Consider the following 21,431-nt stretch of genomic DNA (forward strand, 5'->3'; position numbering starts at 1 on the left):
GGTTACCCGAGGCCCATGGCCCCCCGCACCTCGGAGATGACGCTGTGCATCGACTCCTCGGCTGCGGCGGCGTTGCCGCCCGCGACGGCCGATGCGACGGCCTCGTGCGCGTCGAGCGCCTCGGGGCGGGGATGGAAGGGCATGAGACCCTGCCGGGTGCGGCTCGTGAGGACCTCGGCGACCATGTTGTCGAGGGCCGCGAACATCTCGTTGCCGCACGAGTGAAGGACGAGCCGGTGGAACGCGATGTCGGCGGCAAGGAAGGCCTCGAGGTCGCCTGCCTCGCCGAGCCGGCGCAGCTCGGCCGCGAGCCCAGCGAGCTCGGCCTTCTGGGCGGGCGTCGCTCGGTGTGCCGCCCCTGCCGCGGCGATCGGCTCGACGGCGACGCGCAGTTCCAGGAGCGAGGCGTACTGCTCGTCGCGCCGCCCGGAGGCGAGCCTCCAGCGCACGAGCTTGGGGTCGAAGACATTCCATCGCTCAGGCTCCTGGACGACGATCCCCACACGGCGTCGCGAGTAGACGAGGTTCATCGACTCCAGAACGCGCATGGTGTCCCGGGCCACCGTGCGCGAGACGCCGAACTCCTGCTGGAGGTCGTCAAGGGTCAGGCGTGAATGGGGCGGCAGGAGCCCAGACGCGATGCGCTCGCCGAGCGCGTCCAGCATGCGCTGGTGCAGGCCGCCTTCCGCCTTGGCCTCCTGCCGGGCGCTGGCCTCCTGAGGTGTCGCCGTCGACATGCCCCGCCTTCCGTGTCCGAGTGGGTTCAGCCTAGCCGTTCGCCGCGATAGATGTGACCTATGACAATTAAAGTACTACCAATGCCTAAACAATGGTGCTATCTTTCTTGCCGGGCCGGCGTTCGCGGGCCTGCAGAGCTTCTTCGGAAGCCAACGACGTCTTCTGCGGAGGTAGAGAGCCATGGAACCCCTGCATGTGGTGGTCATGGGTGTTGCCGGGTCCGGCAAGACAACGGTCTCGGCGGCCCTGGCCGAGCGACTCGGCTGGCGGATCGCGGAGGCCGACGAGTTCCACCCGGCATCCAACATCGCCAGGATGACGGCCGGCATCGCGCTCACGGACGCGGACCGCTGGCCGTGGCTGTGCAGCATCCGCGACTGGATGACCGGGCAGGCGCGCGACGGGCACAGCACTGTGCTGACGTGCTCGGCGCTCAAGCGGTCCTACCGGGACCTCCTGTCCGGGGCAGCCGGACGGGTGATCTTCGCCCATCTGGACGGCGACTCCGCCCTCCTCGCGGAGCGCATGGCCTCGCGTGCGGGCCACTTCATGCCTGCAGGACTCCTCCCGAGCCAGCTCAACACCCTCGAACCGCTCACCGTGGACGAGCTCCGCGCCGGCAGCCTCCGTCTGGACATCTCCGAGAGTCCCGAACGCCTCGTCGAGGCGATCGCCGCCTCACTGCACCCGACCGACGAACCCGCCCAACGCGCCGTCGTGCGCTGACGGTCGAACCCCACACCCCGAAGAACCCAAGGAGAACCATGACCATCGAAGGATGGACCCAGACGCTCGGCGCTGGGCCGCTCCTCGCCATAGCGGCGGCCGCGATCGCCGTGCTGCTCGTGCTCATCATGCAGTTCAAGATGCATGCGCTCCTCGCGCTCATCGTGGTGAGCCTGCTGACGGCCTTCGCCACCGGGATTCCGCCGGCGCAGGTGGTCAACGTCCTCGTGAACGGCTTCGGCACGACCCTCGGGACAGTCGCGCTCCTCGTGGGGCTCGGCACGATGCTGGGCCGGATCGTCGAGACCTCCGGCGGCGCGAAGGTGCTCGCCGACTACCTCATCGGGATCTTCGGCGAGAAGCGTGCCCCGTTCGCGCTCGGCCTCGCCTCGCTCCTGTTCGGCTTCCCGATCTTCTTCGACGCCGGCCTCATGGTCATGCTCCCGGTCGTGTTCGCAGTGGCCCAGCGCATGGGCGGCGGAGTGCTGCGGTACGGCCTGCCGGCCGTCGGCGCGTTCTCCGTGATGCACGTGTTCCTCCCGCCGCACCCCGGCCCGGTCTCCGCCTCCGCGATCCTCGGCGCGAACGTGGGCATCGTGACGATCGTGGGGCTCATCGTCGCGATCCCCACGTGGTACATCGCGGCGTACCTCTACGGCCTGTGGACCGGCGGCAAGCTCGTGCTGCCCGTGCCGGAGATCCTAGGCCACGCCGATGCCGAGGCGGAGTCGCACCCGCCGCGCTTCCGCACCGTGGTGGGCATCCTCCTCCTGCCGCTCGTGCTCATCTTCCTCAACACCGGGCTCGGGACGCTCGCGACCGCCGGTGTGATCAGCAAGTCGGTGAGCGGCCAGGCGTGGTTCCAGATCCTGCGTGCGCTCGGCGAGACGCCCGTTGCGCTGCTCATCTCCCTGCTCGTCGCCGCGCTCGTGCTCGGTGCGCGGCGCGGCCTGCACGGATCGGTCCTCGAGAAGCTGCTCGAGTCCTCGCTCGGTCCGGTCTGCTCCGTCATCCTCATCACCGGCGCGGGCGGCATGTTCGGTGCCGTGCTGCGCACGTCCGGCATCGGCAAGGCGCTCGCGGACGTGCTCGGGGGCGCCGGGATCCCGCTCATCCTCGCGGGCTTCCTCATCTCCGCAATCCTGCGGATCGCCCAGGGTTCCGCGACCGTCGCGCTCACGACGGCGGCGGGCCTCCTCGCGCCCGCCGTCACCGGGGCGGGGCTCAACGGCGTGCAGCTCGCGGCGCTCGTCGTTGCCGTCGCGGCGGGCTCCGTGGTGGTCTCGCATGTCAACGACGCGGGCTTCTGGATGGTCGGCCGGTTCATGGGCATGGACGTCAAGACGACCCTCGCCACGTGGACCGTCATGGAGACACTCATCGGCGTGATGGGCTTCGCGCTCGCGGCCGTGGTCTTCGGGGTGGGGTCGGCGTTCGCCTGACGCTCTTTCTTCACGCACGGCGGCGCGTGGCCGGCCCCCGCTCGGGAAGCCGGCCACGCGCCGTCGTGCGTCGCTGTCTGCTGCGTTAGGCGGCGACGGGAGCGGTCTTGCGGCTCTTGAGGTCGCGGGCCACGATGACGGCCAGGAAGACCGCCGAGACGATGGCCGCGCCGCCGAACATGAGGAAGTTCATCGACGGCGGGACGGTCTTCGTGGCGAGCATCAGGCCGGAGAGCTGCGGTGCGAGGACCGCGCCGATGCGGCCGATGCCGAGTGCCCATCCGAGCGCGGTGCCGCGCAGTTCGCTCGGGTAGTGCGAGGCGATCGCGCCGATCACGAGGGACTGGGTTCCGTGCGTTCCGACGCCGGCGATCACGAGGGCGGCGTAGATGAACGCCGTGTTCGAGGCAGGCGTCACGAGGAGGGCGATCAGCGCGATTCCGGCGAGGCCCGCAGCGATGACGGACACCTTGACGGTGCCGAACTTGTCTCCGGCCCACGCGGTGATGATGGACCCCGCGACCGCGCCGAGGTTGAGTGCGATGGTGAAGGTCAGCGCCGGACCGAGGTTGGCGCCGGAATCGTGCATGATCTTGGGCAGCTGGGTCCCGAGCCCGTACCACGCGAAGAGCGTGAAGAGGGTGGACGCCGCGAACAGGATCGAGAGCGCTCCGAAGCCACCGCGGAACAGGCCGGCAAAGCCGCCGCGCGGCGTCGTGCGGGCCGCGGACTCGGAACCGGGTGCGGTCGACGCCGCGTCCTCGGCCGCCGTCCGGGCCGCACCGAGCGTCTCGGGGAAGAAGGCGAGGCCGAGCGGCACGAAGAGGACGAGAGGGATGATCGCGACGAGGAACATCGGCTGCCAGCCGAAGGCCGGGATCACGCCGAGGCCCAGCAGCGCCGCGATGGTGCCGCCGATCGGGACTCCGGACATCATGAGGGTGGCCATCGATCCGCGCCACTTCGAGGGGATGAGCTCGGCGGCCAGGGCGTTGGCCGACGGCACGAGTCCGCCGAGTCCGAGGCCCGCGACGAGGCGCAGGAGCCCGAAGGCGAGGGCACTGGGCGCGAAGGCGCAGAGCACCGTGGCCACCGAGAAGATGATGGTGCACAGGATGATCGCCTTGCGGCGGCCCCACGCATCGGAGAGCCGGCCGGCGAAGACGGCGCCGAGCATCATGCCCACGAAGGCCATCGAGCCGAGCGTGCCCGCCGAGGCAGCGTTCAGGCCCCAGCCCGTGGACTCGATGAGGCTGTTCTGGACCGTGCCATAGACGATGAGGTCGTACCCGTCGAACACGACGAGGCCCCAGCAGATGACGACCGCGATGATCGCGGCGCGGCGGCTCTGGCCCGATTCCGGGCCACGGGTGGCATTGCGGGCGGCTTCATTGCCGGGCGCAGAGGAGGTAACGCTAGAAGTCATACAGCAAGGATCTGGTGTTGTGGCTCACATGACCATAAGATTCTGTTGTGCAGAAGTTTCAGATCGTGAAGAAGCCGGCCTACGCGATTGAATCGGTAGACAATGCGCTCCAGCTCATCCTCATGCTCCAAGAGCGCGACTCGGTGCGCGTCCACGAGGCGGCGGAACGGCTCGGCGTGGCGCAGTCCACCGCGCACCGTCTGCTCGCGACGCTCGTCTACCGGGGGTTCGCGCTCCAGGACGAGGGCCGCCGGTATACCGCCGGGCCGGCGTTCTCGGACGACTCCCGCCACGGCCGGCTGCAGGACGTCGTGGCCCGAGCTCTCCCGCACCTCGACGAGCTCACGGCGGCGGTAGGGGAGACGAGCAACCTCGTGACGCGGTTCGGAACGAGTGTGCGCTTCCTCGCGAGTGCCGAGTCCCGCCAGATCCTGCGGGTGGGAGACCGGACTGGGTCCGTGCTTCCCGCGAGACTGTCCTCGGGCGGCAAGGCCATGCTTGCGACCCTCGACCCTGCAACCCTCCGCCAGCTGTTCACGGGCCGAGGCGCGCAGATGTCCGGCGAGCAGCTCGGCGAGGAGGCGCTCCGCGCGCTCGAGGCCGAGCTCGCCGCGGTGCGCGAAAGCGGCGTGGCCATCAACAGGGGCCTCACCGAGCCGGGGCTCGTCGCGATGGGCGCCGCCGTCCCGGCGCCGGGCGGCGGCTCGTCCCACCGCGCGTGGCTGGGGGTCTCGCTCAGCGTGCCGGACTCGCGGGCAGGGGCGCTCGACGAGCCGGAAACCCGCGAGGCACTCCTGGCGTGCTGCAGCAGCATCGCGGCCTCGCTCGATGCAGCGGGGCTCACCGAGCCACGCTGATTCTGCTCTACAGAAGATAAAGGTTCAGCGCGCGAGCTTCCGCGGATCGACCGTCGGGTCGGCGAGGCGCTCGGGGTCCGGGATGATCCCCCGGTCGATGATGCGGCGCGCGGCCCGGACGACGAGCGGCTGGTCAACGGCCGCGCACCCGAGCAGGCGACCGTCCTCGGCGAGGAGGAAGGCTGCTGCAGGGACCCCCGTGACCGTCCCGTCCTCCGTGCGGAGGACGACGCGCGCGCCCGGCTCCTGACGTGCATCCATCGTGCCGACCGCCTCAGCGTGCACGCCGTAGCGGTCCGACCAGAACCACGGCGCTCCGAACTCCGCCGGCGCCTGGCCGAGCAGGCCCGCCGCCGCGGCCTGGCCCGAACGCACGGCGGCTTCCCAGTGCTTTGCTCGCCGCGCTGCGCCCCCGCGCACGACGTCGTCCGGTCGCCGCGTGCGGGTCGCGTCGCCGGCGGCGAAGATCGCCGGGCGGGATGTGGAGCCGTCGGAGCCGACGAGGATCCCGTCGTCCACGTCGAGGCCTGCGGCCTCGGCGACGTCGGTGTCCGGGGTGATCCCGATGCCGGCCACGACGATGTCGGCGGGAACGGAGCGGCCATCGGCGAGCCGCACGAGGTGCGGGGCGGCGTCGTGCGTCCCGTCCTCGATCGCCGCCGGCAGGCCGGTGACCGTGCGGACGCCGTGCTCTGCGTGCATCGCGTGCAGTCTGCGCGCGAGGTGCTCGCCCATCGCGGGGCCGAGGGGGAGGTCGATCGGGTCGATGAGAGTCACGTTGCCGCCCAGCGACGCGGCGGCGGAGGCCACCTCGGCGCCGATGAGCCCCGCGCCCACGATCACGATCCGCGCGCCCGGGACGAGCACGCGGCGCAGGGCATCGGCGTCGGCGCGGGACCGGAGGGTTAGCGCGTGCTGACCGCCGGGGATTGCGAGGCGCCGCGGGAGGCCGCCCGTCGCGAGAAGGATGCGGTCGGCGGCGAGGACCCGCCCGTCGTCGAGCGTCACCGACGGGTTCTGGCCGGAGGCGTCCAGGGCGGTTGCACGCGAGGCGACCACCGCGACGTCGTGCTCGCCGTACCAGCGCGCCGGCGCGAAGAGGATCTTCGCAGAGTCCTCGGTGCCCAGGAGGTAGCCCTTGCTCAGGGGCGGTCGGTCGTAGGGCAGGCCCTCGGGGGAGAGGATGGTGAGGACGCCGCCGTAGCCGCGGGCGCGCAGCTCCTGCGCGGCGCTGAAGCCTGCGACGCCGCCGCCCAGGATGACGATGCTGTGGGGGAGGGCAGGCGGAGCGCTCACAGCGGCGCCGTCACTGCGCGCAGGCCTCCGGGTCGGCGTCCGCGCCCGGGTACAGGACGATCTGGCCGTCGCGGACCTCGACCCGGTGGGTACGAGCATCCACGGTGGCCGGCAGGCACGTGACCTTGCCGGTGCGGAGGCTGAAGCTCGAGGAGTGCAGAGGGCACTCGACCTCCTCGCCCTCGATCCAGCCCTCGGCGAGCGATGCTTCCTCGTGCGTGCACGTGTCGTTGAGCGCGAAGAAGCAGCCCGTCTCGGCGTGGAAGACGGCGATGGCCTCGGCGAAGCCAGACTCCTCCGGTTCGACGACCTTCGCGGTGCCCTCCTCGATCTCGCCTGTGCTGCCGACCACGATTCCTTCGCTCATGGGCTCCACTCTACCGAGAGGCGTCGTGCAGGTTCGCGAAGGAGATTGGCGGCCCGGACCCGTGAGGCTGCGCGGCCCCGACCCGCGAGACTGCGCAGCCCGGGCTACTTGCTCTCGGCGAGCTTGCCGCCCGCGATGCGCAGGCGTCGCTGGGCGCGGCGGGCCACCGAGGAGTCATGGGTCACGAGGACAATCGTGAGGCCCTGACGCCAGAGCGTCTCGAAGAGGTCCATGATCTCGTCCCGCGTGCCTTCGTCGAGGTTGCCCGTGGGCTCGTCGGCGAGCAGCACCTTGGGCCTCTTCGCGAGGGCCCGGGCAATCGCGACGCGCTGCTGCTGGCCGCCGGAGAGCTCTCCGGGACGGTGCGACGCGCGGTCGCCGAGCCCGACCGACGCGAGCGACTGGGTGGCCCGCTCGGCGCGCTCCTGTGCCGGGAGGCCCAGCGGCGCGAGGCCCATCTCCACGTTGTCCTGAGCCGTGAGCGTGGGGATGAGGTTGAACGACTGGAATACGAAGCCCACCTCGTGCGCGCGGATGTCCGCCAGTTCGCGGTCCCGCAGCTTCGAGATCTCGTGCCCGGCGAGCGTCACGGTGCCGGACGTCGGGCGGTCGAGGGCCCCGAGCATCTGGAGGAGAGTGGACTTCCCGCCGCCCGTGGGACCCTGGATGGCCACAAGCTGCCCGGTCGGGATGGTGAGATCAACGCCGTCGAGCGCGTGGACTTCGCCCCGGGACTGGCGGTACGTCTTGCTGACGCCCACGAGCTGGAACATCGCTCCTGGGGCTGTAGCAGGGGCTGGGGCCGTGTCTGCCGCCGGTGCTGGTGCCACGGGCCGCTGGGCCTCATCCGGCGTCGTCGTGCTCTGCATCGCTGGTGCTTCCTTCTCGAGTCGTTTCTCGTCCTGGACGCTCATTACGCCACGCTCCGCAGCGCCTCGGCCGGCTGGAGCCGCGCGGCCCGCCACCCGCCGACAATTCCGGCGATGACCCCGCCGGCGATGGCGATGCCCACGGCGATGAGCACGATCGCGGGCGTGATCGGAGCGCCGAGCACCACCTGGGCGGCGCTCGCGCCGCCGAAGCCGCCTGGCCCCTGTCCCGGCCCGCCGGACTGCGCAGCCTGGCCCGCTGCCTGCCGCGCCGCCTGGCCGGCCGCCTGTCCCGCACCGCCTTGGCCGCCGAAGCCGCGGCCCACGCCGGCGGAGGCGCTGAGGGTCGGGGCGAAGATGTTCAGCAGCACTACTGCGATGAGCCCGACGGCGATCCCACCCACGGCGCCGATGCCCGACTGCACGAGCGACTCGCCGGCGACCTGCCGCACGATGGCCGAGTTGCGCCAGCCGATGGCCTTGAGCGTGCCGAACTCCCGCGTGCGCCGCGACACCCCGGAGAGCGTCAGGAGCGCCGCGAGGAGGAAGGCCGCGACGAGGACCGCGACCGAAAGCCACAGGCCCAGGCCCGAGACGAGGCTCGACGCGTTCGCGAGCGAGCCCGAGACGTTGGCGGCGAGGTCATCCTGCGTGTTGACGGTCTCGTCCGGGAGGGCCTTCTGGAGCGCGGCCTTGACCGCGGCGAGCTGATCCGATGAGGACGCCTTGACGTAGACGGAGCTCACGGCCCCGGCCTGTGACGAGAGGGTCTGCGCGACGTCGAGCGGGACGTAGACGTTCGCCGCCGTCTCGGACTCGGACCCTGTCGCGGAGACGATCCCCACGATCGTGAAGTCCGTGCCGCCCACGTTCACGGTCCCGCCGAGCGTGAGGCTCGCCGTCGTCGCGTAGGAGGAATCCACGACGGCGTTGTGCTGGCCGACGTCCTGCGTGCCGAGAGCACGGCCCTGTGACACGGAGGCCGACGCGAGGGGGCCGACGGTGGAGGCGCTGCCGTCGATGCCCAGGACGCTGAACGAGTTGACGCCGAAGGAGCCGCCGGGGCCGCGCTGGCCCTGCCCGGTTGCCGTCTGGCCCTCGCCGGATGGGGCCGGGGCGGTGGGGGCGGCGGTCGGCGCGCTGCCCGAACCGGTGCCGGTCTGGGTCAGCTGCCCGTTGAGCGTGATGTTCATGAGGGACAGCGCCGCCGAGGCCGACTGGACTCCCGTGGTCGCCTTGACCGTATCGGCCGACGTCCCTGCGAAGGTCGACGCGCCACGGCCCGAGATGAGCCTGGACTGGCTCACGGAGGTCGAGGAGCCGGTGCCCGACTGGCCGTTGACGTCGAACCGCTGGCCCGGCTGCGCGCCGGCCGTCGGCGCCGCGGGCGCCTTGGTCACCGTGATGTCGGTGCCGACGCCGTACACGGTGGCGAGCGCCGCCTTCTGCGCGTCCCGCACCCCGGCGGACAGGGCATTGACGACGATGACGAGGGCGATGGCCAGAGCCAGGGCAATGGCGATGATGGCGGTCTGCTTCCGCCGCCCTGACAGCTCTCGCCGCAGGTACCGAGCAAACATGGGGTGTCCCTTCGCTGCGCGGGCCTTCGCCGCGCCTGCCTCCGACGCTAGGGACGCACCCTATGGGCGTTGTAGGGCGAAGCTGTGGTGCGGCTGTGGTGGGCTGTGCGATGGGCAGGCCAGGCGTTCCCGAGCGTCAGCGAGCGGGGGGCGCCGTTGACTCGCGGATCACGAGCTGGGTCGCTAGCTCAACGCGGTGCGAGTCGAGCTGCTCGCCGCGCGCCTGCCGCAGGACGGTCCGGAGCGCGGCCCTGCCCATGTCGTGCAGGGGCTGTGCCACGGAGGTCAGGGCGGGAACGGAGTCTTCGGCGAGCGTTGTGCCGTCGAATCCGACGAGGCTCAGGTCCTCCGGCACCCGGATCCCTCGCCGTCTGGCTTCCCTCAGCACGCCGACGGCGATCGCGTCGTTGCCCGCGAAGATCGCTGTGGGCGGCTCGGGCATCGTCAGGAGCGCCGAGAGGCCCTCGACGCCGTACTCCGCGCGGAAGTTCCCGTGGATCACGAGCTCCGGCCCAAACCCGATACCGCGCGACATGAGGGCGGACATGTAGCCATGGAGACGCGCCTGGTTGCACTCGGCGGACTTCGGTCCGCCGAGGTAGGCGATGCGCCGGTGGCCGAGGTCCAGGAGGTGCTCGGCCGCGGCCCGGCCGCCCGCCCAGTTGGTTGCCCCGACGCTCACGACGTCCCCGGGCGGCGGGTTGAGCGGGTCGATCACGACGACGGGGATCTGGCGCCGCCGGAACGCCATGAGCTGCGCCTCGGCGAAGGCCGAGGTCACGACGATCAGCCCCGCACGCCCCTCGTCGACCATGCGCTGCGCCCTCCGGGACAGATCGTGCCCCCCGGCCGGGGCATGCTGGGTCGCGCTGAGCATGACCTCGACGCCGGCCTCGGCCGCGTAGTCGAGGATGCCGTTGAGCACGGTCAGAGAGTAGTTCGAGTTGACCGAGTCAAACGCGACCTCGACGACGGAGGGGCCGGCCGCTGTGCGGCGCTGGCCGGGGGACTGGTAGCCCGCGTCCTCGAGCGCGGCCAGCACCTTGGCCCGCGTCTGGGGCGCGACGTCCTCGCGCCCGTTGACCACCTTCGACACGGTGGGCGCGGAGACGCCGGTGAGGCGCGCGATGGCGGCCAGAGTGGTCTTCCCGCCGGTCGTGGTGAGGGTCATGGCCGTCCGAACTTTCGAAATTATTTCGTACCGTTTCAGTCTGGCCGTGGAGCCGTGTCGAGTCAACTCTTCGGCGGCTCCTCACCATCGCAGCGAAAGCGGGATGGATCATTCGTCAATGTCTTGAACTTTTTCCCTGAAACCCGTTGACCGTGATCTGAGTCACCCATTACGGTTGCACTGCAAGCCGAAATCTATTCGAAACATTTCGAAGCCTTGCGGTCACTGACGACCCCAGAGGATGAACGGAAGACCATGAACATTCGGAAACTGCGCACGGCCGCCACCGCGGTCGCCGCCGGAGCACTTGCCCTCACTCTTGCCGCGTGCGGCTCGGCGGGACCGGGGGGAGCGGCGGTCAGCGCCGACTCGGCGACCATGTGGGGCCTGACCGGAGGCAACCAGCCGGTGCTCCAGAAGTCGGTCGACGCGTGGAACTCGGCCCACGCGGGCGAGTCCATCAAGCTCGACTTCTTCGCGAACGACGCCTATAAGACCAAGGTCCGCACTGCCGTCGGCGCTGGCCAGGGGCCCACGTTCATCTACGGCTGGGGCGGCGGCGTGCTCAAGTCGTACGTCGACGCCGGCCAGGTCGAGGACCTCACGTCCTTCCTCTCCCAGAACCCGGACGTCAAGGACCGCTACCTGCCCTCTGTGCTCCAGAACGGCCAGGTCAACGGGAAGCAGTACGCGATCCCGAACAACAACGCCCAGCCCGTGGTCCTCTACTTCAACAAGGACCTCTTCGCGAAGATCGGGGCGCAGCCGCCCACCACGTGGGATGAGCTCATGGCGCTCGTGCCCAAGTTCAAGGCCGCCGGCATCGCCCCCTTCGCGCTCGGCGGGCAGTCGAAGTGGCCAGACCTCATGTGGCTCGAGTACCTCGTGGATCGCATCGGCGGCCCCCAGGCGTTCGCGGACATCGCGGCGAACAAGCCCAGCGCGTGGTCCAACCCCGCCGTGGCCGAGGCCCTGACGAAGATTCAGCAGCTCGTCGACGCGGGCGGATTCGTCAACGGCTTCTCATCCATCGCCGCGGACAGCAACGCGGACCAGGCGCTCCTCTACACGGGCAAGGCCGCCATGATCCTGCAGGGCGGCTGGATCTACCAGGGCATGAAGACGAACGCGGCCGACGCCATCAAGGGCGGCAAGATCGGCTGGACGACCTTCCCGGCCGTTGCCGGCGGCAAGGGCGATCCGGCGGGCATCGTGGGCAACCCCTCCAACTTCTGGTCGGTCTCCTCGAAGGGCACCGAGGCACAGAAGAAGGCCGCGCTCGACTACGTCAAGAGCGGCATGTTCACCGACGCCGACACTCAGACCCTCATCGACTCGGGCGCTGTGCCCGTGGTCAAGGGCATTGAGGGCAAACTGGCGGCGTCCCCGGACAAGGACTTCCTGACGTTCGTGTACGGCATGGTCAAGAACGCCCCGAGCTTCACCCTCTCGTGGGACCAGGCCCTCAGCCCGGCCCAGGGCGACGCGATGCTCGCCAACCTCGACCAGATCTTCCTCAAGAAGATCACTCCCGAGCAGTTCGTCAGCACGATGAACGCGACGATCGGCAAGTAGGGATGGCCTTCACCAGCACCGCCTCCCGGCGGGCCCGCGAGAGCGGCCCGTCGGGGTGGCTGGCCGCTCCGGCCCTCGTCTTCTTCCTCGTCTTCGCGGTGATCCCGCTGGCCGGCGTCGTGGCCCTGAGCTTCACGAAGTGGGACGGCCTGAGTGAGATCACGTTCGACGGCGTTGCCTCCTGGGCGCGCACCCTCACCGACCCGGTGACCGCCAACGCGCTCTGGGTGACGGCGAAGATCATGGTTTTCTCCTACGTGGTCCAGACGCCGATCAGCCTCCTCCTCGGGGTCTTCACGGCCGGAGGTCAGCGCTACCGGGCCGTTCTCGCGGTCCTGTACTTCCTCCCGCTCCTGCTCTCCTCGGCGGCGATCGCGATCGCGTACAAGGCGCTCCTCGATCCGAACTTCGGCATGGGCGCGGGCCTCGGTCTTCCGGCCCTCGCACAGGACTGGCTCGGCAACTCCGACCTCGTGCTCTTCGTCGTGGTGTTCGTCATCGCCTGGCAGTTCGTGCCGTTCCACACGCTCATCTACCAAGGCGGCGTGCGGCAGATCCCGGGCTCCCTCTACGAGGCGGCGCAGATCGACGGCGCGGGCCGCCTGCAGCAGTTCTTCGCGATCACGCTCCCGCAGCTCAAGTACACGATCATCACGTCGTCGACCCTCATGGCCGTGGGATCGCTCGCGTACTTCGACCTCATCTTCGTCCTCACGGGCGGCGGGCCCGGTTACTCGACTCGCCTCCTGCCCCTGCACATGTACCTGACCGGATTCAAGGCCAACGACATGGGCGCCGCCAGCGCGCTCGGGGTGATCCTCGTCGTCGTCGGCCTCGCCCTCGCGCTCATCCTGCAGCGTCTCGGCGGCACGAACCGCAAGGCCAGCCAATTGGAGGGTGCCTGATGGCTTCCACGACGCAGCTCCCCGTGAACCCCGCGGCGCCCACGCGCCGTCGTGCGCAGGAGGCTCCGCCCCCGGCGCGCGGCGGCCGGAAGCGGCCCAACGTCCTCGGCGCCCTCGGCGGCTGGTTCTGGCTCGCGGTGATCATCCTGCCCATCTACTACGTGGTGATCACGAGCCTCAAGGACCAGTCCGGGTTCTTTACCTCGAACCCGCTCGCCCCTCCCACGGATCCGACGTTCGCGAACTACCAGCTCGTGCTCGAGAGCGACTTCGCGCGGTACTTCGCCAACAGCCTCGTGGTGACGGTCGGAAGCGTCGTACCGGCTCTGCTCGTCTCCTTCATGGCCGCATACGCCATCGTGCGCGGCCGGGGCTGGTTCCTCTCGTCCACCAACCGCCTGTTCCTTCTGGGGCTCGCGATCCCGCTGCACGCGACGATCATTCCGATCTACTGGATGATCACGCGGGCGCACATGTACGACACTCTGCTCGCGCTCATCCTGCCCTCGGTCGCCTTCGCGATCCCCATCTCCGTACTCATCCTGAGCAACTTCCTCCGCGACGTCCCGAACGAGCTGTTCGAGTCCATGCGGCTGGACGGGGCGAGCGACTGGGCCATGATGTGGCGCCTCGCGCTGCCGCTCGTTCGCCCGGCGGTCGTGACGGTGGGCATCTATGACGCGCTCAACGTGTGGAACGGCTTCCTCTTCCCACTCATCCTCACGCAGAGCCCCGAGACCCGCGTGCTCCCCCTCTCGCTGTGGACGTTCCAGGGCGAGTTCAGCGTCAACATCCCCGCGGTGCTCGCCTCCGTGGTCCTCGCGACGCTTCCGCTCCTCGTCGTCTACATAGTGGCCCGTCGCCAGCTCGTGAGCGGCTTGACCGCCGGCTTCAGCAAGTAAAGGAAGACCCCAGTGACTGAATCCACGCCCTTGCGCGTCGGAATGGTGGGGCACGCCTTCATGGGCGCGGCCCATTCCCACGCGTGGCGCACCGCGCCGCGGTTCTTCGACCTCCCACTCGCCCCGCGGCTCACGGCCGTAGCCGGCCGGGACCCCGAGCGGGTAGCGGCGGCGGCCACGAAGCTCGGATGGGAGTCGATCGAGACGGACTGGCGCCGCCTGATCGACCGGGATGACATCGACCTCATCGACATCTGCACGCCCGGCAACACGCACGCCGAGATCGCGATCGCGGCGCTCGAGGCCGGCAAACACGTCCTGTGCGAGAAGCCGCTCGCAAACTCGGTAGCCGAGGCCGAGCGGATGACGGCGGCCGCGGACTCAGCGGCGGCCCGCGGTGTCTACTCGATGTGCGGCTTTTCCTACCGGCGCACGCCGGCGCTCGCCCTCGCGAAGCGGTTCGTGGACGAGGGCGCCCTCGGGCAGATCCGCCACGTGCGCGCCCAGTACCTCCAGGACTGGCTCACCGACGAAAACGCGCCGCTCACGTGGCGGCTCGACAAGTCGAAGTCCGGCTCCGGCTCGCTTGGGGACATCGGCGCGCACTCGATCGATGCCGCGCAGTGGATCACGGGCCAGAACATCGCCGGGGTCTCGGCACTGCTCGAGACGTTCGTCAGGGAGCGGCCCATCGCGGGCGAGCTCGTGGGGCTGGGCGGCCATGGCGGCGCCGATGCGCCGCGCGGGCCCGTCACGGTGGACGACGCCGCAATCTTCACCGCGCGCTTCGACGGCGGCACTGGATCGGGCGGCACGGAATCGTCTGGCGCCATCGGCGTGTTCGAGGCGACGCGATTCGCCCTGGGCCGGAAGAACGCGATGCGGCTCGAGCTCAACGGCACGAAGGGCTCGCTCGCGTTCGACTTCGAGGACATGAACTCGCTCTGGTTCTACGACGCCGACGACGAGCCCAACGCGGGCTTCCGCCGGATCCAGGTCACCGAGCCCGAGCACCCCTACACCGGGCACTGGTGGCCCGTGGGACACGGGCTCGGCTACGAGCACGGATTCACGCATCAGGTGGTGGATCTCGTCGAGGCGATCGCCGCCGGGAAGCAGCCCACGCCGTCGTTCGCGGATGCGCTCCAGGTGCAGTGCGTTCTGGAAGCCGTCGAGGCGAGCGCCGCGGACGAGAGCCGCTGGACCAAGGTTCCGGGCGGGTGGGACGGACGATGACACGACCCATCACGCTGTTCACTGGCCAGTGGGCGGACCTGCCGTTCGAGGAGGTCGCGCGGCTTGCGGGGGAGTGGGGCTTCGACGGGCTCGAGATCGCCTGCTGGGGCGACCACCTCGACCCCGTGCGGGCGGCGCACGACGACGCGTACGTCGCCGACCGTCTGGCCATCCTCGAGCGCAACGGCCTCGAGGTCCACGCGATTGCGAACCACCTCACCGGCCAGGCCGTGTGCGACGACCCGATCGACGCCCGCCACCGGGGCATCCTCTCCGATGACGTGTGGGGCGACGGCGACCCCGAGGGCGTGCGGCGGCGTGCGGCCGAGGCCATGAAGGACACGGCGCGGGCCGCGGCGCGGCTCGGCGTCCCGACCGTCACGGGCTTCACGGGCTCTTCGATCTGGAAAGCAGTCGCCATGTTCCCGCCGGTCCCGGAGGGCATGGTCGAGGCTGGATACCAGGACTTCGCGGACCGGTGGAACCCGATCCTGGACGTCTTCGACGAGGTCGGGGTGCGGTTCGCCCTCGAGGTGCACCCCTCGGAGATCGCCTACGACTACTGGACCGCCAGACGCACGCTCGAGGCGATCGGGCACAGGGAGGGCTTCGGGCTCAACTTCGACCCCTCGCACTTCATCTGGCAGGACCTCGACCCCGTCATGTTCCTGCAGGACTTCGCCGAGAAGATCTTCCACGTGCACGTCAAGGAATCCGTGCGCCAGCTCAACGGCCGCAACGGCAGGCTCGGCTCGCACCTGCCATGGGCCGACCCGCGGCGCGGGTGGGACTTCGTCACCGCCGGCCATGGCCACGTGCAGTGGGAGCCCATCTTCCGCACCCTCAACGCGATCGGATACGAGGGGCCCACGAGCATCGAATGGGAGGACGCGGGCATGGACCGCCTCGTCGGGGCTCCCCAGGCGCTCGAGCTCGTGCGCGGACTCGCCCGCATCTCGCCCCCCGCCGCGGCCTTCGACGCCGCCTTCAGCACCCGGTGAAAGGACCACCCATGACAAACACCAAGAACGCCCTCGTGGTGCGCGGGGGCTGGGACGGACACCAGCCCACCGAGGCCACCGACCTGTTCATCCCGCACCTTCGGGCCAACGGCTACGAGGTGCGGATCGAGGAATCGCCCAAGATCTACGCGGACGCGGAGTACATGGCCAGCGTGGACCTCGTGGTGCAGTGCATGACGATGTCCACGATCGAGCGGGACGAGTTCGAGGGGCTGCGCACCGCGGTCGAGAACGGGACCGGACTCGCGGGCTGGCACGGCGGGATCGCCGACTCGTACCGCAACACCTCGGACTACCTGCACCTCATCGGCGGCCAGTTCGCGTGCCACCCCGGCAAGCACCCGGACGAGCGCACGGGCGAGCAGTCGGACAACTACGTCCCGTACACCGTGAACATGCTCCCGGCCGCGGCCGAGCATCCGATCACGGTAGGGATCGAGGACTTCGAACTCGTCACCGAGCAGTACTGGGTCCTCGCGGACGACTACATCGACGTGCTCGCGACCACTACACAAAAGGTCCGCGAGTGGGATCCGTGGCACCGCGAAGTGACATCCCCCGCCATCTGGACCAGGGAATGGGGGCAAGGGCGCATCTTCGTGTGCACCCCGGGCCACCGCGTCGAGGTCCTCGAGGACTCCACCGTCCGCACCATCATCGAAAGGGGCCTGCTATGGGCAAGCCGGTAGGGAATCCTCTGCGCATCGGAATCATCGGCTGCGGGAAGATCGTTGGCCAGTACCTGGACAGCTTCCGGCGGCTCGAGGACGTGCGGCTCGTGGCCGTCGCGGATCTAGACGCCGCACGGGCCGGCGCCGTCGCCGAGGAGTACGGCCAGGGGGTGCGCGCTGTCGCCGTCGACGAGCTCCTCGCCGCCGACGACGTGGACCTCGTCCTCAACCTGACCGTCCCCGCAGCCCACGCCGAGGTCGCGCTCAAGGCTATCGCCGCAGGCAAGCACGTCTACGGCGAGAAGCCGCTCGCCGCCACGACCCAGGAGGCGCGGGAGGTGCTCGACGCCGCGCGGGAGGCGGGCGTCGTCGTCGGCTGCGCGCCGGACACCGTGCTCGGGACAGGCATCCAGACCGCCCGCAAGGCGATCGACGACGGGCTGATCGGCGCGCCCGTGGCCGCGATGGCCACCATGGTCACGCCGGGGCACGAGCGGTGGCACCCCAACCCGGACTTCTACTACGTGCCCGGCGGCGGCCCGCTCCTGGACATGGGGCCGTACTACGTGACGGCGCTCGTGACGCTCCTGGGGCCGGTGGCCTCCGTGATCGGTGCCGCGAGCCACACGCGCGCCGAGCGCACCATCGGCTCGGGGCCGCGGGCGGGGGAGACGATCCCGGTCACCACCGACACGCACGTCACGGGCGTTCTCGTCCACGAGTCGGGCGCGCTCTCGACGCTCGTCATGAGCTTCGATGCGGTCGCGACGCACTCCGCGAACATCGAGGTGCACGGGTCCCTCGGGACGCTCGCCGTCCCGGACCCCAACCACTTCGACGGCGATACGCGCCTCTTCCGCCTCGGCGGGAGCGAGTGGGAGACCCTGCCGGTCTCCGCCGGGTACACCGGCTCGGGCCGCGGCTACGGGATCGCGGACCTCGCGCGGACCCTGGCGGGGGACGCTGCTGCGCCGGGCGAGGAGCCCCGCGCCGGCGGCACACTCGCCTACCACGTGCTCGACGTCATGGAGTCGCTCCTGGCCTCGGCGCACACCGGCGCGTCCGTGGCGGTGACGAGCCGCGCGGAGCGGCCGCGCGCCGTCGCCCTCGAGGAGGTCGCAGCGGAACCGAGCCGGCTGACCGCGTGAGCCCCACGATTCGGGCGGGGGACTACGCGGCCGTCGTGACGCCCCGGGCGGGCGCGCTCGCCTCGCTCACTTACGCCGGCCGCGACCTCGTGGTGCCGTCCGACCCGAGCCTGCCGATCCCGGACTACCGGGGGATCGTCGCGGCGCCGTGGCCCAACCGCCTCGCCGATGGCCGGTACACCGCGGGCGGGCGAGAGCTCGCCGTGCCCGTCACCGAGCCCGAGCGGGGCACCGCGCTGCATGGGCTCGCCTTCGGCCGGGACTGGGAGGTCGTCGCGCACGACGGCGCGTCCGCGACCCTCGCGCTCGACCTCGCCCCGAGCGAGGGGTACCCGTTCCGCGTGCGCCTCGAGACGCGGTACGCGCTCGACGCCGGGGCGTCCGCCGAACGCGGCGGACTCACGTGGTCGGTGCGGGCTGTCAACCTCGGGGAGGGCACAGCCCCGTACGGGGTGTGCCCGCACCCGTACCTCGTCGGCGGTCCGCATGCCCTGGACGCATGGGTCCTCGAGGTCCCCGCGGAACGGTTCCTCGAGGTGAGCCCGGACCGGCTCCTTCCGGTCGGCCTGTGGGACGTTGCGGGGCACGCGTTCGACTTCACCACCGCGCGCGTGATCGGCGCCACGGCGATCGATCATGCGTTCACGGGGATCCGGTTCGATGCGGCCGGAACGGCGCAGGTGCGGGTGTGGGACCCCTCGGGGACCGGCGTCGGCATGGCGTGGGATGACGAATGCCCGTGGGTGCAGATCCACACCGCGGACAAGGCGCCGCCAGGTCCCAACCGGCTAGGGCTCGCGGTGGAGCCGATGACGTGCCCGCCCAATGCGTTCGCGAGCGGGACGGACCTCGTGTGGCTCGCGCCGGGTCAGGAGCATGCCGTCAGCTGGCGGGTATTCGCGCTCGGCGGCTGATGGCCTGCCGCACGCGGGCTGCCTCCGACGGCCTACCGCGAGGCGCCAGCCTCAGGCGAGCAACTCGTGGGGCGCGGCGAGAACCCGGCGCACCGCGCCCCCGGCGGCTCCCCTCAGGGCAGCGGAGGCCCCGAGGTCGGAAAACGATACCGAGGTGATCTGACCGGGGGCGAGGTCCGCGAGCGAGTCGACGAGGAGGGGGCCGATCCGGTCCCGCAGGGCGGCGAAATGGCCGCCGAGCACGACGGCGGAGATGTCCACGAGTCGCGCCGCGGCGACCACCGCGACGGCGAGTGCGGCCCCGGCGCGGCCGACGGCGTCGGCCGCCTTCCGGTCACCGGCGGCGAGGGCGTCCTGGAGCGCGGCCATGCGCCCCGTCGCCGTGCCCGTGCCGATGCCCGCGGCGGCGAAGATCGCCTCCTGTCCGGCCACCGTCTCGAGGCACCCGCGCCCGCCGCAGCTGCAGCGCCGCCCCTGCGGGTCCACGACGACGTGTCCCACCTCGCCCGCGTGGCCGCCCGGCCCGGTGAACAGGCTGCCGCCGAGCACGAGCCCACCGCCGACGCCGACCTCTCCGGAGAGGTAGAGGTACGCGTCCGCCGCGGAACCCTGCCCGTACCAGAGCTCGGCCACGGCGGCGCTGTCCGCCTCGTTGGAGAGCGCCACCCCGTACGGGGCGTCCGGCACGAGCGTGGCCAGCGCGTCTGAGACGTCCACGTCGCGCCAGCCGAGGTTCGGCGCTGTGAGCACGATGCCGGCATCCCCCTCCACGAGGCCCGGCGCCGCGAGGCCGCCCCCGAGCAGCTCGATGCCTTCGGCGGCGGCACTGTCCCGTGCTCGGGCGGCGAGCCCCTGCAGGTCGGCGAGCACGTCCGCGGGCGCGCGTCCGTGGTTGACCGCCTCGACGGACTCGTGCACGCGGAGCGTCCCCTTCAGGTCCAGGACACCCACCGCGAGGTAGTCGACGTTCACCTCCGCACCCAGTGCCCCGCGCCGGGGGTTCAGGGCGAGGCCGACGCCGGGACGGCCGCGCTCGCCGTCGCGCGTCACGCCGAGCTCCTCGACGAGGCCGGTCGTGAGGAGGTCCGTCACGAGGCTCGAGACGGACGCCTTGGTGAGCCCGGTCGCGGCGGCGATCTCGGCGCGGCTCGCGACGGTGTCCGGGCCGAGGCGGCTGAGCACGAGGGCGAGGTTGCGCCGTCGCACGTCCCCGACGCGCCCGGGCGCCTCGCTGGCCCGGGGCCCCGCTGCGGCCTGAGAAGTCATGGCGTCCTCCCGGAAGAAAAGTGTTGACCACATCACATCACAGTGGATACAGTCCATATAGTTCAGAACACATACTAATTCGTCCGGCCTCAACGAGGAGCATCACGATGTCCCAGACCAGCCCCGCCGTCCCCAAGCCCGCTGACAAGTTCACCTTCGGCCTCTGGACCGTCGGCTGGACGGGCAACGACCCGTTCGGCGTCCCGACCCGCGCAGCCCTGGACCCTGTCGAGGCCGTCCACAGGCTCGCCGAGCTCGGCGCGTACGGCATCACGTTCCACGACAACGACCTCGTCCCGTTCGGCGCCCCCGCGAGCGAGCGCGAGCTGATCCTCAAGCGCTTCCGCGCCGCGCTCGAGGAGACCGGCCTCAAGGTCCCGATGGTCACGACGAACCTGTTCAGCCACCCGGTCTTCAAGGACGGTGGCTTCACGTCCAACGACCGCTCGGTGCGTCGGTTCGGCCTCGCGAAGGTGCTGCGCAACATCGACCTCGCCGCGGAGCTAGGTGCCGAGACGTTCGTCATGTGGGGCGGGCGCGAGGGTTCGGAGTACGACGGTTCGAAGGACCTCAACGCCGCCCTGAACCGCTACCGCGAGGGCGTGGACACGGCCGCGGCGTACATCAAGGAGAAGGGCTATGGGCTGCGGATCGCACTCGAACCCAAGCCGAACGAGCCGCGCGGGGACATCCTCCTGCCGACCGTGGGCCACGGCCTCGCGTTCATCGCCCAGCTCGAGCACGGCGACATCGTGGGCCTCAACCCCGAGACGGGACACGAGCAGATGGCCGGCCTGAACTTCACCCATGGCATCGCGCAGGCGCTGTGGGCGGGCAAGCTCTTCCACATCGACCTCAACGGCCAGCGCGGCATCAAGTACGACCAGGACCTCGTGTTCGGCCACGGCGACCTCACGAGCGCATTCTTCACGGTGGACCTGCTCGAGAACGGCTTCCCGGGGGGCGGCCCCCGCTATGAAGGCCCGCGCCACTTCGACTACAAGCCCTCCCGCACCGACGGGTACGACGGCGTGTGGGCGTCCGCCGCCGCGAACATGCGCATGTACCTTCTCCTGAAGGAGCGTGCTGCGGCGTTCCGTGCCGACGCCGAGGTCCAGGAGGCCCTTAGCACCTCGGGCGTCTTCGAGCTCTCCGAGCCGACCCTCGCCGCGGGGGAGACGACGGCGGACCTCCTCGCCGATGCCTCCGCCTTCGAGGACTTCGACGCGGACAAGGCCGCCGAGCGGTCGTACGCGTTCGTCCGCCTCAACCAGCTGGCCCTCGAGCACCTGCTCGGCGCCCGCTGAGATCCGGAAGGTC

The 21,431-nt window shown here is 70.6% G+C and carries 20 protein-coding genes; 12 read left to right on the forward strand and 8 right to left on the reverse strand.

The features are described from left to right. Nucleotides 1-2: 2 nt before the first annotated feature. The gene (locus tag AB5L97_RS02200) at nt 3-737 is read right to left on the reverse strand and encodes a FadR/GntR family transcriptional regulator (RefSeq protein ID WP_369046274.1); all 735 of its coding nucleotides are present in this window, start codon (nt 735-737) and stop codon (nt 3-5) included. 181 nt (nt 738-918) lie between these two features. On the opposite strand from AB5L97_RS02200, the gene AB5L97_RS02205 reads away from it, so the two are divergent. Together AB5L97_RS02205 and AB5L97_RS02210 are read left to right on the forward strand one after the other, a co-directional pair. Further along, nucleotides 919-1,464: a gluconokinase gene (locus AB5L97_RS02205; protein ID WP_369046275.1), complete on the forward strand. Its 546-nt coding sequence runs from the start codon at nt 919-921 to the stop codon at nt 1,462-1,464. 38 nt (nt 1,465-1,502) lie between these two features. Continuing rightward, complete coding sequence (locus AB5L97_RS02210) at nt 1,503-2,906, forward strand: GntP family permease (RefSeq protein WP_369046276.1); 1,404 nt, start codon at nt 1,503-1,505, stop codon at nt 2,904-2,906. An 85-nt stretch (nt 2,907-2,991) separates the two neighbouring features. On the opposite strand, the gene AB5L97_RS02215 is transcribed toward AB5L97_RS02210, so the two are convergent. Next, a complete protein-coding gene (locus tag AB5L97_RS02215) occupies nt 2,992-4,332 on the reverse strand; it encodes an MFS transporter (protein WP_369046277.1) in 1,341 nt (446 codons plus the stop codon). A gap of 47 nt (nt 4,333-4,379) precedes the next feature. Here AB5L97_RS02215 and AB5L97_RS02220 point away from each other — a divergent pair, with 47 nt between their 5' ends. Beyond that, nucleotides 4,380-5,189 carry an IclR family transcriptional regulator gene (locus tag AB5L97_RS02220; protein WP_369046278.1) on the forward strand — a complete coding sequence of 270 codons (810 nt, stop codon included), beginning with the start codon at nt 4,380-4,382 and terminating at the stop codon, nt 5,187-5,189. 24 nt (nt 5,190-5,213) lie between these two features. Here the strand turns inward: AB5L97_RS02220 and AB5L97_RS02225 are convergent, their stop codons facing one another. The 5 genes from AB5L97_RS02225 to AB5L97_RS02245 form a co-directional block, all read right to left on the reverse strand. Beyond that, nucleotides 5,214-6,485, reverse strand: a complete 1,272-nt coding sequence (locus AB5L97_RS02225; protein WP_369046279.1) for an NAD(P)/FAD-dependent oxidoreductase — start codon at nt 6,483-6,485, stop codon at nt 5,214-5,216. Between the two features lie 10 nt (nt 6,486-6,495). Next, nucleotides 6,496-6,852 carry a non-heme iron oxygenase ferredoxin subunit gene (locus AB5L97_RS02230; protein ID WP_369046280.1) on the reverse strand — a complete coding sequence of 119 codons (357 nt, stop codon included), beginning with the start codon at nt 6,850-6,852 and terminating at the stop codon, nt 6,496-6,498. 104 nt (nt 6,853-6,956) lie between these two features. Then, nucleotides 6,957-7,625, reverse strand: coding sequence for an ABC transporter ATP-binding protein (locus AB5L97_RS02235; RefSeq protein WP_369047336.1), 669 nt, complete (start codon nt 7,623-7,625; stop codon nt 6,957-6,959). 140 nt (nt 7,626-7,765) lie between these two features. Beyond that, entirely contained in the window at nt 7,766-9,301 is a 1,536-nt protein-coding gene (locus AB5L97_RS02240) for an ABC transporter permease (protein WP_369046281.1), read from the reverse strand. Nucleotides 9,302-9,437: 136 nt separating this feature from the next. Next, a complete protein-coding gene (locus AB5L97_RS02245) occupies nt 9,438-10,472 on the reverse strand; it encodes a LacI family DNA-binding transcriptional regulator (protein ID WP_307956946.1) in 1,035 nt (344 codons plus the stop codon). A gap of 255 nt (nt 10,473-10,727) precedes the next feature. On the opposite strand from AB5L97_RS02245, the gene AB5L97_RS02250 reads away from it, so the two are divergent. From AB5L97_RS02250 to AB5L97_RS02285, 8 genes are read left to right on the forward strand one after another with little or no spacing between them, the layout of a single operon-like run. Next, on the forward strand, nt 10,728-12,047 hold the full coding sequence (locus AB5L97_RS02250; RefSeq protein ID WP_369046282.1) for an extracellular solute-binding protein: 1,320 nt from the start codon (nt 10,728-10,730) through the stop codon (nt 12,045-12,047). A 2-nt stretch (nt 12,048-12,049) separates the two neighbouring features. Further along, a complete protein-coding gene (locus tag AB5L97_RS02255) occupies nt 12,050-12,952 on the forward strand; it encodes a carbohydrate ABC transporter permease (RefSeq protein ID WP_307956944.1) in 903 nt (300 codons plus the stop codon). Further along, complete coding sequence (locus AB5L97_RS02260) at nt 12,952-13,854, forward strand: carbohydrate ABC transporter permease (RefSeq protein WP_369046283.1); 903 nt, start codon at nt 12,952-12,954, stop codon at nt 13,852-13,854. Before AB5L97_RS02255 ends, AB5L97_RS02260 begins: the two co-directional genes overlap by 1 nt. Nucleotides 13,855-13,866: 12 nt before the next feature. Beyond that, nucleotides 13,867-15,090, forward strand: coding sequence for a Gfo/Idh/MocA family protein (locus tag AB5L97_RS02265; protein ID WP_369046284.1), 1,224 nt, complete (start codon nt 13,867-13,869; stop codon nt 15,088-15,090). Continuing rightward, on the forward strand, nt 15,087-16,091 hold the full coding sequence (locus AB5L97_RS02270) for a sugar phosphate isomerase/epimerase family protein (RefSeq protein WP_369046285.1): 1,005 nt from the start codon (nt 15,087-15,089) through the stop codon (nt 16,089-16,091). The genes AB5L97_RS02265 and AB5L97_RS02270 overlap by 4 nt, the downstream gene beginning before the upstream one ends. An 11-nt stretch (nt 16,092-16,102) precedes the next feature. Next, nucleotides 16,103-16,801 carry a ThuA domain-containing protein gene (locus AB5L97_RS02275; RefSeq protein WP_369046286.1) on the forward strand — a complete coding sequence of 233 codons (699 nt, stop codon included), beginning with the start codon at nt 16,103-16,105 and terminating at the stop codon, nt 16,799-16,801. Next, on the forward strand, nt 16,786-17,931 hold the full coding sequence (locus tag AB5L97_RS02280) for a Gfo/Idh/MocA family protein (RefSeq protein ID WP_369046287.1): 1,146 nt from the start codon (nt 16,786-16,788) through the stop codon (nt 17,929-17,931). The genes AB5L97_RS02275 and AB5L97_RS02280 overlap by 16 nt, the downstream gene beginning before the upstream one ends. After that, nucleotides 17,928-18,845, forward strand: coding sequence for an aldose 1-epimerase family protein (locus AB5L97_RS02285; protein WP_369046288.1), 918 nt, complete (start codon nt 17,928-17,930; stop codon nt 18,843-18,845). Before AB5L97_RS02280 ends, AB5L97_RS02285 begins: the two co-directional genes overlap by 4 nt. 51 nt (nt 18,846-18,896) lie before the next feature. Here the strand turns inward: AB5L97_RS02285 and AB5L97_RS02290 are convergent, their stop codons facing one another. Further along, complete coding sequence (locus AB5L97_RS02290) at nt 18,897-20,111, reverse strand: ROK family transcriptional regulator (protein ID WP_369046289.1); 1,215 nt, start codon at nt 20,109-20,111, stop codon at nt 18,897-18,899. Between the two features lie 107 nt (nt 20,112-20,218). On the opposite strand from AB5L97_RS02290, the gene xylA reads away from it, so the two are divergent. Next, entirely contained in the window at nt 20,219-21,418 is a 1,200-nt protein-coding gene (gene xylA, locus AB5L97_RS02295; protein ID WP_369046290.1) for a xylose isomerase, read from the forward strand. The last annotated feature ends 13 nt before the right edge of the window (nt 21,419-21,431 follow it).

This window comes from Sinomonas sp. P10A9, assembly GCF_041022165.1.
In the GTDB taxonomy this organism is placed as follows: domain Bacteria; phylum Actinomycetota; class Actinomycetes; order Actinomycetales; family Micrococcaceae; genus Sinomonas; species Sinomonas puerhi.

What these genes read in the sequence shown, in the direction of transcription:
- AB5L97_RS02200 (WP_369046274.1), bottom strand. Translation starts at nt 737, where the DNA reads ATGTCGACGGCGACACCTCAGGAGGCCAGCGCCCGGCAGGAGGCCAAG.
- AB5L97_RS02205 (WP_369046275.1), top strand. Translation starts at nt 919, where the DNA reads ATGGAACCCCTGCATGTGGTGGTCATGGGTGTTGCCGGGTCCGGCAAG.
- AB5L97_RS02210 (WP_369046276.1), top strand. Translation starts at nt 1,503, where the DNA reads ATGACCATCGAAGGATGGACCCAGACGCTCGGCGCTGGGCCGCTCCTC.
- AB5L97_RS02215 (WP_369046277.1), bottom strand. Translation starts at nt 4,332, where the DNA reads ATGACTTCTAGCGTTACCTCCTCTGCGCCCGGCAATGAAGCCGCCCGC.
- AB5L97_RS02230 (WP_369046280.1), bottom strand. Translation starts at nt 6,852, where the DNA reads ATGAGCGAAGGAATCGTGGTCGGCAGCACAGGCGAGATCGAGGAGGGC.
- AB5L97_RS02235 (WP_369047336.1), bottom strand. Translation starts at nt 7,625, where the DNA reads ATGTTCCAGCTCGTGGGCGTCAGCAAGACGTACCGCCAGTCCCGGGGC.
- AB5L97_RS02240 (WP_369046281.1), bottom strand. Translation starts at nt 9,301, where the DNA reads ATGTTTGCTCGGTACCTGCGGCGAGAGCTGTCAGGGCGGCGGAAGCAG.
- AB5L97_RS02245 (WP_307956946.1), bottom strand. Translation starts at nt 10,472, where the DNA reads ATGACCCTCACCACGACCGGCGGGAAGACCACTCTGGCCGCCATCGCG.
- AB5L97_RS02250 (WP_369046282.1), top strand. Translation starts at nt 10,728, where the DNA reads ATGAACATTCGGAAACTGCGCACGGCCGCCACCGCGGTCGCCGCCGGA.
- AB5L97_RS02255 (WP_307956944.1), top strand. Translation starts at nt 12,050, where the DNA reads ATGGCCTTCACCAGCACCGCCTCCCGGCGGGCCCGCGAGAGCGGCCCG.
- AB5L97_RS02260 (WP_369046283.1), top strand. Translation starts at nt 12,952, where the DNA reads ATGGCTTCCACGACGCAGCTCCCCGTGAACCCCGCGGCGCCCACGCGC.
- AB5L97_RS02270 (WP_369046285.1), top strand. Translation starts at nt 15,087, where the DNA reads ATGACACGACCCATCACGCTGTTCACTGGCCAGTGGGCGGACCTGCCG.
- AB5L97_RS02275 (WP_369046286.1), top strand. Translation starts at nt 16,103, where the DNA reads ATGACAAACACCAAGAACGCCCTCGTGGTGCGCGGGGGCTGGGACGGA.
- AB5L97_RS02280 (WP_369046287.1), top strand. Translation starts at nt 16,786, where the DNA reads ATGGGCAAGCCGGTAGGGAATCCTCTGCGCATCGGAATCATCGGCTGC.
- AB5L97_RS02290 (WP_369046289.1), bottom strand. Translation starts at nt 20,111, where the DNA reads ATGACTTCTCAGGCCGCAGCGGGGCCCCGGGCCAGCGAGGCGCCCGGG.
- xylA (WP_369046290.1), top strand. Translation starts at nt 20,219, where the DNA reads ATGTCCCAGACCAGCCCCGCCGTCCCCAAGCCCGCTGACAAGTTCACC.